The sequence below is a fragment of the Hydrogenophaga sp. genome (assembly GCF_050182545.1).
GTDB lineage: Bacteria > Pseudomonadota > Gammaproteobacteria > Burkholderiales > Burkholderiaceae_C > Hydrogenophaga.
In genome coordinates, this window is the sequence record NZ_JBFXCD010000001.1 from 403,385 (window position 1) to 414,848 (window position 11,464).

An 11,464-nucleotide genomic window follows, 5' to 3' on the forward strand; every position below is an offset into this window, starting at 1 on the left:
CAGTGCGCGCTCAGGCCGGGCCGGCCGCCGCGTGCCGCTTGCGCCAGCCCGCCGGCGTGCTCTGGTGCGCGCGCTTGAACGCGCGGTGGAAGGCCGGCTCCGACTCGTAGCCCGCGTCGCTGGCAATGCGCGCGATCGGGTCGCTGGTCTCCACCAGGCGGCGCGCGGCCTGGCGCAGGCGCCACTGGCTCAGGTAGCGCATGGGGGGCTCGCCCACCAGGCTGGTGAAGCGTTCGGCGAAAGCCGAGCGCGACAGACCCACCTCGCGCGCCAGGGTTTCGGTGGTCCAGGCGCGCTCGTGCGGGCCGTGCATCAGCGCCAGCGCCGGCCCCACCATGGGGTCGCGCAGGCCGGCGAGCCAGCCCTGGCCGGGCGCGTCGGGTTCGCGCAGATAGCGGCGCACCGCTTCGGCAAACAGCACCTCGGCCAGCCGGCCCAGCTGCGCCGGAGCGACGTCTTCGCCCGCGGACATGCCCAGCGCGGCAAAGCGCAGCGAACTCTCGATCCACTGGCCGGTCGTGCTGTTGGCCACGCCCAGCCGCAGCACGCGGGGCAGGGCGACGAGCAGCGGGTCGTCCGGGTCGTCGTGTGCCAGAAAGCCGCAGAAGAAGTGCGCGTCCGGCGCGCCCTGGCCGTGTGCCAGCCGCGCCAGTGACGCGCCCGCGCCGGGCGGCTGCACCAGTTCGGCCGCGGGCAGGGGCGTGAGCCGTGTGTCGCTGCCCAGGCGGTGCGCGTTGTTGCGCGGCAGGATCACGATGTCGCCGGCGGCCACGCGCACCGGCGCCTCGCCCTCGACCTGCAGCAGCATCTCGCCCGCGCACACGTAGTGGTAGGCGATGAAGTGGCGCGGCACCGGGTCGAAGCCGGCGCAGTCGCCCGGCTCCACCTGCGAGACCACGCACCAGGGCGAGGCCAGCTCGGCCTCCAGGAACACGCCGCCCATCAGCCGCAGCGTGCGCAGGATATCGGCCAGGGGATCGGTGGGCATGGTGGCCTTGGGTGAGAAAGGGGGGCCGGCCGCGCAGGCGTTTCGGCAAGAAATGCCGGCGTCCTGGCGATTGTCCCGGCTGCGGGGGGCTCCTAGAGTACATCCACCGGCAAGACGGGCGCAACCGGCGCCCGGAACACAAACGTGTTCGCCGCCGGTTTCCCCCAAGACACATTCAAGGAGTTTCGAGATGATCACCGACATCCAGGGCCACGCACTCAGCGGCGCCAACCCCGGCGCCGCGACGGCCTACGAACAGGCCGTGGCCGCCTTCCAGATCTACCGCGGCGACCCCATGGCCCGGCTGGACGAGGCCATTGCCGCCGCACCGCAATTCGCCATGGCGCACCTGCTCAAGGCGCACCTGCTGGCGCTGGCCACCGAGCCGGACGCCGTGGCGATGGCGCGCGAGGCGCTGGACGCGGTGCGCCAGGGCATGGCGCTGGACGAGCGCGAGGCCTCGCACGCGGCGGCGATCGAACTCGTGCTGCAGGGCGAATGGACGCAGGCGGCCCTGGCGCTGGATCGCCACAACATGCGGCACCCCTACGACGTGGTGGCTCTGCAGGCGGGGCACCTGGTCGACTTCTACCGCGGCAACGCGCGCAACCTGCGCGACCGTATCGCGCGCGTGCTGCCGCACTGGTCGAACGACATGCCGGCCCACTCCATCGTGCTGGGCATGCATGCATTCGGCCTGGAAGAGTGCGGCGACTATGCGCGTGCCGAAGCCGTGGGGCGCGAAGCGCTGGCGCACCAGCCGCTGGACTGCTGGGCCCACCACGCCGTGGCGCACGTGATGGAGATGCAGGGCCGGCCGCAGGATGGCATTGGCTGGATGCGCGCGCGCGAGCCGCAGTGGGCGGGCGAGGACAACTTCTTCAAGGTGCACAACGCATGGCACGGCGCGCTGTGCCACCTCGAACTGGGCCAGACGGCCGAGGTGCTCGCGCTGTACGACGGCCTCATCCGCGCCGGGCGCAGCGCCGTGGTGCTCGACATGGTGGACGCCTCGGCGCTGCTGTGGCGGCTGCACCTGGCCGGTGTGGATGTGGGCGATCGCTGGGTCGAGCTCGCGCAGGCCTGGGACGCGCACGCCGACGGCCAGCTCTACCCGTTCAACGACTGGCACGCCGTGATGGCCTACCTGGGCGCCGACCGCCCGCGCGACGTGCAGCGCCTGCGCGACGCGATGCGCAACGCCGGTGGCGCAACGGAAGCCGCGCGCTGGGCCGCCGACACCGGTGCCGACCTGATCGAGGGCTTCGTCGCGCACTGGCAGGGCGACCACGACACGGCGGTGCAGTGCCTCTACCGTGCCCGGGCGATCGCCAACCGCTTTGGCGGCAGCCATGCGCAGCGCGACATCATCGACTGGACGCTGACCGAATCCGCGCTGCGCGGCGGGCAACGCGGCCTGGCCGAGGCTCTCGCGCACGAGCGCCTGGCGCTGCGCCCGCACAGCCCGGTGAACCTGGGCTTTCTGCGGCGCGCGCGTGGGCTGGGTGACGGCGCAACAGCCCGCCAGCGGCGCGTGCGCGCGGCGGTCACAGCCTGAGCGCGGGCGCGGCGCGTCAGCGCGTGCGTTGGTGTCTGCGCCGGTACTGCGCCGGCGTCTCGCGGACCTCGCGCGTGAAGAGCCGTGAGAACGTGGCCACATCCTGGTAGCCCACCGCCTCGACAATCTGTGCCAGGCCCAGGCTGGACGATTCCAGCAACTGCCGGGCCTTGTCGACGCGCGCTCGCTGCAACCACGCCAGCGGGGTCTGGCCGGTTTCGGCGGCGTAGCGCCGCAGCAGCGTGCGTGAACTCACGTGCAGCGCGGCCGCCAGCGATTCGAGGTCGTAGGCCTGCCCCAGGCTGGCCCGCAACCAGCGGTGCACCTGCGTCGAGAAGCGCGGCCGGGGCGAGGGCACCAGGGCGTTGTCGACATAGGGCAGCTGGTTGGAGCGAGCCGCGCCCACCAGGGCGAAGCGCGAGGTGGCGCGCGCCACGCGTGCCCCCATGTGCCGTTCGACCAGATGCACGGCGAGGTCGAACGCGCTGCTGACAGCGCCGGTGGTGATGACGGCACCTTCCTCCAGCAGCACCTGGCTGGCGTCCAGCGTCACCGCCGGGTAGCGCGCGGCAAATTCACCGGCGAAGGGCCAGGCCGTGGTGGCACGCCGACCGTCCAGCACACCCGCTTCGGCCAGCAGAAAGCTGCCGATGCACACCGAGGCCAACGCCGTTCCCCGTGCCGCCATGCGACGGATCAAGGCCAGTTCGCGATTCAGCGGGCGCAGCTTGTGTTCCCACTGCCCGAACTGGCTGACCTCCAGTCCGGGCACGACCAGGCGCGCTGGCTGCCCCCGCAGGCGCTGGGTGTTCACGGCAAAGCCCCCAGCCAGCGCAACGCCACCGCCCGCCACGCTGACCATGCGCGTCGCGAACGCGGGGTGCTGGCCTGGTGCCAGAGCCAAGGCCATGTGGTTGGCGATGAGCAGCATGTCGGCCAGCGCGAACAGCTCGGTTCCCATGCAGCCGGGGTAGGCCAGCAGGGCGATGTCGATGCTGTCTGTCAAAGGTGATTTCGGCATTGGCGAATTTCACCATGAATATGGCGATCCAGCCAATTACGGATTGCACCACGAACGCCAAGAATGCAGGCTCCTGTAACCGAACCAAGGACACAAGATGCGTTTGACGATCGTGCTTCGAGATGGATTCACCGCCCTGGACATCGTGGGCGGCTATGAGGTGCTGGCCAACCTGCCGGGCATGGATGTGGAGTTCGTTGCGCCGAGCCCCGGACTGGTCTGGGCCGACACGCGGCGACTGGCCCTGCACGCGTGGCGCACCTATGCAGAGGTCGACCACACGGACATTCTTTATGTCCCGGGCGGACCCGGGGTGAACGCTGGCCTGGAAGACATCGCCCTCATGGCGCTGATTGCGCGCCTGCATGCCACGTCCACCTGGACGCTGGGCGTGTGCAACGGCGTCGTGTGGCTGGGCAAGGCGGGCGTGATTCGGGACAAGGAGGTGACGACGAACTGGGCCTGTCGCGACCAGGTGGCCGCGTACGGCGCGCGGGTGAACCGCAAGCGCTTTCACCGCGACGGCAAGCTCGTCACGGGCGCTGGTGTGTCGGCCAGCATCGACGCCAGTCTTTTTCTGGCGGGCCTGCTCGCGGGCGAAGAGGTGGCGCGCACGCTGCAACTGGGTATCGAGTACTACCCTGAACCACCCTTCGGCAATGGCACGCCCGACGAAGCCCCCGCCATGGCGCAGGCGATCGTGCGCCAGTTCGAGGCCGATGGCGTGCAGCGCCTGCAGGCGCTCCAGCCGCGCATACCCACTGCGGAGGCCGCATGAGCGCGCCGGCGGCACTGTACTTCTCGCCCCTGGCCTGCTCGTTCGCGAGCCACCTGGTGGTGCGCGAGACCGGGTTGACCGTGCGTCTCGTGCCCGTGTCGCTTCGGCGCCAGCAGCTCGACGATGGAGCCGCTTTCAGGGACCTGGCGCCCAAGGGTCAGGTGCCGGTGTTGCAGTTCGATGATGGGCGCCTGCTGACCGAGAACATGGCCGTGCTGCTGGCGCTCGCGCGCAGCGGCGGCATGGGTCTGCCCGAGGAAGGTACTGCGACAAGGGACGAACTGCTGGAATGGCTCAGCTTCGTCGGGACCGAGATCCACAAGCTGTGTCTGTACCCGATGTTCCAGCGCGACGCACCGGACGCCGTGAAGGAGTGGGCACGCGCCCGGCTCGCCAGCCGGTTGCGGACCGTGGCGGACCGGTTGTCGGAACGCCCTTATCTGGTGAGCGATGCCTTCACCGTGGCCGATGCCTATCTTGTCTGGGCATTGATGCTGTGTGAGCAATCAGGCGAGGGCTTTCAGGGCGTGCAGGGCCTCGACACCTACTGGGCCCGCATGAAGAGCCGTCCCGCCTACGGGGCGACGCTGGCTCACGAAGCCCGCCTCTACCCGACGCTGGCGTGACGCATCGCGCTGCGCCGCCCTTCCGGGCGGCAAGTCGGGTAGGCTTCAGCGATGAGCCAGTCCAGTTTCGATTTCGATGCGCCCGCACCTGCACCTGCACCTGCTGCGGTCGCACCCGCGCAGAGCCCCTCGGCAGCCACCGCAGCCGACGTGCCGGCTGCCGACAGCCTGGAAGACATGGCGCGCGCGCTGGAGCAACACGCCGACTACCGCGTGCTGCGCCGCCTTGTCCCCGTGACCGACTACGGGCCCGCTCCGGCGCCGGCGCAGGCTGGCGTTCGGCAGGTGCTGCTGCTCGACACCGAGACCACCGGCCTGTCGCACCCGGCCGACAAGATCATCGAACTGGCCATGCTGCTGGTGCAGGTGGACGTGGCCACGGGCCTGCCGTTCGGGCCGGTGGAGTGCTTCGAAGGGTTCGAGGACCCGGGCATGCCGATTCCCGCCACCGCGCGCGAGGTGACCGGCATCAGCGACGACATGGTCCGCGGCCAGCGGCTGGACGATGCGCAGGTGCAGGCCATGGTGGCGCGTGCCGACCTGATGGTGGCGCACAACGCCGGCTTCGACCGCCCCTTCGTGGAAACGCGCTTTCCGGTCTTTGCCGACAAGGCCTGGGCCTGCTCGTTCGCCGACATCGACTGGAAGGCCGCGGGTGCCGGGTCGTCCAAGCTGAGCGCGCTCGCACAGGACCAGGGCTGGTTCTACGACGCGCACCGCGCGCTGGTGGACTGCCACGCGCTGCTGCAGGTGCTGTGCCGGCCGGTGGGGCCGGGCGCGGGCGCGGGCACCGGCCTCGGGCAGCTGATGGCGGTGGCGTCGAAGGCCAGCTACCGACTGCGCGCGACCGGTTCGCCGTTCGAATCGAAAGACTTGCTCAAGGCGCGCGGCTACCGCTGGGACGCCGAGGCCAAGGTGTGGGGCTGCAACCTGCCGGACGAGAAGCGGCTGGAGGCCGAGCTCGCCTGGCTGAAAGCCGAGGTCTATGGCGGGCGGCGCGGTGCGCGTGTGGACGTCGAGCGCCTGGACAGCCGGGTGCGCTACGCGAAACGGTCCGGCGAATTCGCTCAGCGAGAGCTTTAGACCGCGGTCCGTCGCGGGCACGCCGTTTGCCTCGATGCCGATGTATCCCCCGAGCGCGAGGCATCGAGGCAAACGGGTGATAGCCGCGGGTCGTCGGCTTCCTCGTCTTCGAGAACGACCAAGCAGGGTCCATTGACACCCGCCACCACCACGGCGGGTGATCGGCCACAGCGGCCCCTGCGGGCGACGCTTTCTTGCATGGTCTGCCTGAACTTCGGGCTGTGCGCCGGCTCGCACAGGGACTCGCCCTACCACGTTATCGAGGTACACCATGACCCGGTTTGCAGATCTCCATGCCCTGTTCATCAACACGTCGCTCGAGAAGGACGCGAAGCGCAGCCACACAAGGTTGCTGCTGGGCGCTTCGGCCGCGATCATGGAGAAGAACGGGGTTTCGGTGGAGCATGTGCACCTCCTCTCGCACCAGGTGCCGCCGGGCATCCATGCCGACATGACGCGACGGGGATGGGACCGCGACGACTGGCCCCTGATCTGGCAGAAGGTGAAGGCGGCCGACATCCTGATTGTGGGAACGCCCCTCTGGCTGGGAGAAGAGAGCTCGGTCTGCCGCGTCCTGATCGAGCGGCTCTATGCCATGTCCGGTGACCTCAATGACAAGGGACAGTCCATTTATTACGGCAAAGTAGGCGGTTGCGTCATCACGGGCAACGAGGACGGCATCAAGCACACGGCGATGACGATCGGGTTTGCGCTGAATCACCTCGGCTACACGCTGCCGCCGCAGGCCGATTGCGGCTGGATCGGCGAGGCGGGCCCCGGGCCTTCCTACGGCGACGCGAGCGAGGATGGCGGCCGCGTGGGCTTTGACAATGATTTCACGCAGCGCAACACCACCATCATGACCTGGAACTGCATGCATCTGGCCCGCCTGCTCAAGTCGTCGGGCGGGCTCCCGAACGAGGGCAATGACCGCAAGGCCTGGCAGGCCGGTGAGCGCTTCGGCTTCGAGAACCCGGCTGAAGAAGCACCGTGACGCGGCTGGGTTCCGCCCCGGCGCATTCCCGGCGACGGGGTGGAGCGGGCGCCTCAACCAAAACACCCCATGGACCACTGCCAGGTGTGCGCCGAAGAGTGCCACGCATGTGCCGCCGAATGCCTGCGCATGCAGGCGTCGGTGGACTGAGCGACGGATGTCTCCTGGACAGGATCTGGCTGGAGAGTGGGTGGAGACGAGGCCCACCACCGGGGCGGTTCAATCCGGCTGCGGCGCGACGCCGAACCCCAACACCTTTCGCATGTGCAACACCGCCAGAGGTTGGCCATCGGGCAGCATGCCAACCGACTGATTGAGCGCCTCGTAGTGACATGCCCGGTACAACGGCGCGCCGGGCAGCAGAGAGTCGAGGCACAACTGGTGATGGCCTGCGCCCAGTGCCTCGAGTTCGGCCAATCGGAGAATGCGGCGGCCGAGCCCGCGACGTGCCCAGTTGGGGTCGGTGTACATCGCGCGAATCTTGGCTGCGCCGTCATGCTCCTCCGATGCGCTGCTGTCCGCCCCGAAATCGATGGCGCTTTCGTATCCCGGTGGATCGGCACTCCAGCCGCCACAAGCGATCAGCCTGTCCTGCGCGCAGGCCACGAAGTAGCGGCCCTGATGGATGAGTTGCAAGTCCAGCGTCGGCACGTGTTCGATGAACGACTCGATCTGCTCCGTGCTGTAGTAGCCATGGCTCAAGCTGCGCAGGGCTGCGCGATGCAGCACAAGCAGCTCCGGGACATCATCCAGCGTGGCTTTGCGAAGTTCGTGGTCGATGGTCGGCAACGCGGATGGTGATTGAGTGGCAATTGGTGCATTCATGGTGTGTGCGCGGGACAGTGATCGGCGTTTGGCAATAGGGGGAAATGGAAAGTCGGCGCACGTTCAGGTCGTGCAAGCGTTCGGCTCCACGCTTCTGAAACGGCTGCGCAAATGGCCGGTTGGTCCGAGTGGTTTTGCGCCCGCTGTGCCGGTGGAAGTACTCTACGAACGGCTCTCCCACCACGCCATCCCCGAAACGCCGGCTTTTGTTGCCGACCCGCCTTCCATGCCGGGATACCCCCTCCGCCGACCCGCTGGGTGAATTGCTGCGCGCCGTGCATGGGACCCGACCAACTCAGCCACTGGCTGGATCGCCGGGCAGCGCGATCCGGTGGTGAGCCGGGCACAGGCGCAGGAGATCGGCTTTCGCGTTCAGGCTTCGCCGAGCGCTTCACCCAGCTGCTGGGCGACCCACTCATTCGTTCCCTTGCCAGGTGGCGCCAGCACTGCGCGACGCGGCGCCGGCTCGTCTTCAGGCAGGAGGATGCACGACCTGGATCACCTGGATGGATCACTGCACGCACAGCCACCGCAGGGAAAAAAAAGCCTCGTGGAACGAGGCCTTTGAAGGGGATTGGTGGAGACGAGGAGGATCGAACTCCCGACCTTCGCATTGCGAACGCGACGCTCTCCCAGCTGAGCTACGTCCCCACGGGCAGAAATGGTAGCAAAGAAGCGGTGATTCAGGTCATGCCGTTGCGGCTGGCGAGTTCGACGAACAGGGCCGAGTGATCGAGGTCGGCCAGGCCGTGATCGGCGGCCTGGGCGAAGAGCTGTTCAAACAGCTGCGTGATGGGCGCCTCGAAGCCGATTTCGTTCGCAGTGGTGAGTGCGTTGCGCATGTCCTTGAGCTGCACGGCCACGGCGCCGCGCTTGGTGAAGTCGCGTTCGATCATGCGCTGGCCGTGCACCTGGAGGATGCGGCTGTCGGCGAAGCCACCGGTGATGGCTTCCTTGACGCGGGCCATGTCGGCGCCGCCCTTCTCGCACAGCAGCAGCGCCTCGGCGACCGCGCCGATGGTGATGCCCACGATCATCTGGTTGGCCAGTTTGGCGAGCTGGCCGGCGCCGTGCGGCCCCACGTGCACTGGCTTGCCCAGCACCTCGAAGAGCGGGCGCACGCGCTCGAAGTCGGCTGGCTTGCCACCGGCCATGATGGCCAGCGTGCCCTGTTCGGCGCCGACCGTGCCACCCGAGACCGGGGCGTCGACGTGGTGCACACCGAGGGCGGCCAGGCGCGCCGCGTGGTCGCGCGCCTGGCGCGGCTGGATGGAGGACATGTCCACCACCAGGGCGCCAGCGCGCAGGGCTTCACAGACACCCTGCCGGAACAGCACGTCTTCCACCACGCCGCCGTCTTCCAGCAGGGTGATCACGATGTCGGCCCGGGCCACGGACAGGGCCGGGGTGTCGGCCACGGTCGCGCCCATTGGCTGCAGGCGCTCGGCCTTGCTGCGCGAGCGGTTCCACACGCTGACCTGGCAACCGGCCTCGCACAGGCGGCGTGCCACGGGAAAACCCATCATGCCGATGCCAAGAACGGCCACGCGCAGGGAGGACAGCGAAGCGGTGGTGGGAGCGGGGGAGGTATTCACGTCAGGGCCTGCAGGATCGGAGGTTCGGGATGCGACGGGCGTCGAGTGATTTCAATGTAGGGCAAAAAAAGGCGGTTTCCGGGCCAGGCCCGGAAACCGCGCGCAAGTGGGTCGGCTACGCGAGCAGCCGATGTCCACGGAGTTGTCGGTTGCGGATCTTGCGCGCCACCGGGGGCGGGCCGTCGTCGGGTGTTTGTGGTCGGGCGTTCAACTGGGTGCTCAGCACGTGGCTGGCCAGGCTGCCGTGTTCCTGCATCAGGGCCATGGCGCGCGCCACGTCGCCCTGCGCCACGGCGCGCGCAATGGCTTCGTGCTCGTCCCACACGGGTTCGCGCAGCAGCGCCGTCTGCAGCGCCGCACCCATGGCTCGGCGGATGTGGTGCCAGTGCAGCAGGGCACTTTGCTCGATGAGCGGGTTTTGCGCCGCGCGGTACAGCGCGGTGTGGAAGGCCAGGTCGGCGTCGATCATGGCCTTGATGTCGCCGCGCTTGACCGCGGCGCGACCGCGCGTGAACAGGGCGGGGTCGAGCACCGTTCGACGTTCGGCCGCCAGCCGCACCGCCAGGCTGTCGAGCGCGCCCCGCACTTCGTACACCTGGGCAATCCAGCCGGTGTCCAGCGGCGTGACTTGCAGGCCACGGCTGCGCCCGGCGGGGCCGGTCGTCAACGGCGCGTCCTGCACGAAGCCGTCCTTCTTCAGCAGACGCAGCGCCTGCATGACCGGCTGGCGGGAGACCGCCAACTGTGCGGCGAGTTCGTCCTGCGTGATGCGTTGCCCGGGGGCCAGCGAGCCGTCGCTGATGGCGTCGAGCAGCACGCGGTAGACCTGGTCGACCAGGTCGGGCGCGGTGTCTTGCTTGAACGGCTGAAGGGTCATGGGGCGGGGCGGTTTGAATTCCGTATACAGAATACAGGCAATACCCCCCGGGAGGATGGCCGTTCGGAGAAAGACCCCATGACACAATGCCCCACCATGAAAAGTTCTGCCGATTTCGACCCCGCCTGGCTGGAGCGCGAGTACAACAACCGCGCCCGCGTGCCCGAGCATCCCGTTCACTTTGAGCGCTGGGCCCGGGACTCCGCGGCGGCGCGCCAGAGTGGCCGTGCCCTGATTGATGTGAGCTACGGACACGGTGCGGGCGAGACGCTGGACATCTTCCCCGCTCAGCGCAAGCCAGGCTCGCCGCCTGCCCCGGTGCTGGTGTTCATCCATGGGGGCTGGTGGCGCAGCCTGGACAAGTCCGACCACTCGTTCATCGCGCCACCCTTCGTGCAGCGCGGCGCCTGCGTGGTGGTGCCCAACTACGCGCTGTGCCCGGCGGTGACGGTTCCCCAGATCACGCTGCAGATGGTGCTGGCGCTGGCCTGGGTGTACCGCCACATCGGCGCGCACGGCGGCGACCCGGACCGCATCACGGTGGTGGGGCATTCGGCCGGCGGCCACCTGGCGGCCATGATGCTGGCCTGCGACTGGACGCGCCTGGGCGATGACCTGCCGGTGTCGCTGGTGAAGAACGCGCTGGCCATGTCGGGCCTGTTCGATCTGGAGCCCATCATGCACACGCCCTCGGTGCAGGCGTCGCTGCACCTCACGCCGCAACAGGTGGCCATGGCCAGCCCGGCGTGGCTGCCGGCGCCACCCGTGCGCCCGCAGGGCCGCGGCCAGCTCAGCGCCATGGTGGGCGCGCTGGAGAGCGACGAGTTCCTGCGCCACAACCGCCTGATCCAGCAGGCCTGGGGCGCGGGCGTGGTGCCGGTGTGCGAAGCCCTGCCCGGGCTGAACCACTTCAGTATCGTGGATGCGCTGGTCGATCCGAGGTCGCGCTTGCACGGGATGGTGGGGTCGCTGCTCTCGGTCTGAGGTTTGTCTCCGGCGGCTCCGGTCATCGGCGACCGGGGTGACCGGCTCCGCTCATGTCCCCCGAGGCGGCTGCGCCGCCTCTCCTCCTTGACTTCGCTGCGCCGGTCACCCCGGTCGCCGATGACCTCGTTGGCA

At 68.9% G+C, this 11,464-nt stretch carries 11 protein-coding genes and 1 tRNA gene; 6 read left to right on the forward strand and 6 right to left on the reverse strand.

Translation table 11 applies throughout. From position 1 onward, the window contains the following. Window positions 1–10 precede the first annotated feature (10 nt). The gene (locus tag AB7P10_RS02015) at window positions 11–988 is read right to left on the reverse strand and encodes an AraC family transcriptional regulator (RefSeq protein WP_428292156.1); all 978 of its coding nucleotides are present in this window, start codon (window positions 986–988) and stop codon (window positions 11–13) included. Between the two features lie 190 nt (window positions 989–1,178). Here AB7P10_RS02015 and AB7P10_RS02020 point away from each other — a divergent pair, with 190 nt between their 5' ends. Then, window positions 1,179–2,546, forward strand: coding sequence for a tetratricopeptide repeat protein (locus AB7P10_RS02020; RefSeq protein ID WP_428292157.1), 1,368 nt, complete (start codon window positions 1,179–1,181; stop codon window positions 2,544–2,546). Window positions 2,547–2,562: 16 nt separating this feature from the next. Here the strand turns inward: AB7P10_RS02020 and AB7P10_RS02025 are convergent, their stop codons facing one another. After that, window positions 2,563–3,567 (reverse strand): GlxA family transcriptional regulator, encoded by a 1,005-nt coding sequence (locus AB7P10_RS02025; protein ID WP_428292158.1) that lies wholly within the window; start codon window positions 3,565–3,567, stop codon window positions 2,563–2,565. Between the two features lie 97 nt (window positions 3,568–3,664). Here AB7P10_RS02025 and AB7P10_RS02030 point away from each other — a divergent pair, with 97 nt between their 5' ends. From AB7P10_RS02030 to AB7P10_RS02045, 4 genes are all read left to right on the forward strand, one after another. After that, the gene (locus tag AB7P10_RS02030; RefSeq protein ID WP_428292159.1) at window positions 3,665–4,345 is read left to right on the forward strand and encodes a DJ-1/PfpI family protein; all 681 of its coding nucleotides are present in this window, start codon (window positions 3,665–3,667) and stop codon (window positions 4,343–4,345) included. Beyond that, window positions 4,342–4,971: a glutathione binding-like protein gene (locus AB7P10_RS02035; protein WP_428292160.1), complete on the forward strand. Its 630-nt coding sequence runs from the start codon at window positions 4,342–4,344 to the stop codon at window positions 4,969–4,971. Before AB7P10_RS02030 ends, AB7P10_RS02035 begins: the two co-directional genes overlap by 4 nt. A gap of 51 nt (window positions 4,972–5,022) precedes the next feature. Further along, window positions 5,023–6,054: a 3'-5' exonuclease gene (locus AB7P10_RS02040; protein WP_428292161.1), complete on the forward strand. Its 1,032-nt coding sequence runs from the start codon at window positions 5,023–5,025 to the stop codon at window positions 6,052–6,054. A gap of 271 nt (window positions 6,055–6,325) precedes the next feature. Continuing rightward, window positions 6,326–7,048 (forward strand): flavodoxin family protein, encoded by a 723-nt coding sequence (locus AB7P10_RS02045; protein WP_428292162.1) that lies wholly within the window; start codon window positions 6,326–6,328, stop codon window positions 7,046–7,048. 219 nt (window positions 7,049–7,267) lie between these two features. Here the strand turns inward: AB7P10_RS02045 and AB7P10_RS02050 are convergent, their stop codons facing one another. From AB7P10_RS02050 to AB7P10_RS02065, 4 genes are all read right to left on the reverse strand, one after another. Then, a complete protein-coding gene (locus AB7P10_RS02050) occupies window positions 7,268–7,837 on the reverse strand; it encodes a GNAT family N-acetyltransferase (RefSeq protein ID WP_428292163.1) in 570 nt (189 codons plus the stop codon). A gap of 611 nt (window positions 7,838–8,448) precedes the next feature. Then, window positions 8,449–8,524, reverse strand: a tRNA-Ala gene (locus tag AB7P10_RS02055). 32 nt (window positions 8,525–8,556) lie between these two features. Next, entirely contained in the window at window positions 8,557–9,468 is a 912-nt protein-coding gene (locus AB7P10_RS02060; RefSeq protein ID WP_428292164.1) for an NAD(P)-dependent oxidoreductase, read from the reverse strand. 115 nt (window positions 9,469–9,583) lie between these two features. After that, window positions 9,584–10,345 (reverse strand): GntR family transcriptional regulator, encoded by a 762-nt coding sequence (locus tag AB7P10_RS02065; RefSeq protein ID WP_428292165.1) that lies wholly within the window; start codon window positions 10,343–10,345, stop codon window positions 9,584–9,586. Window positions 10,346–10,441: 96 nt separating this feature from the next. Here AB7P10_RS02065 and AB7P10_RS02070 point away from each other — a divergent pair, with 96 nt between their 5' ends. Then, entirely contained in the window at window positions 10,442–11,329 is an 888-nt protein-coding gene (locus AB7P10_RS02070) for an alpha/beta hydrolase (protein ID WP_428292166.1), read from the forward strand. Window positions 11,330–11,464: the final 135 nt, after the last annotated feature.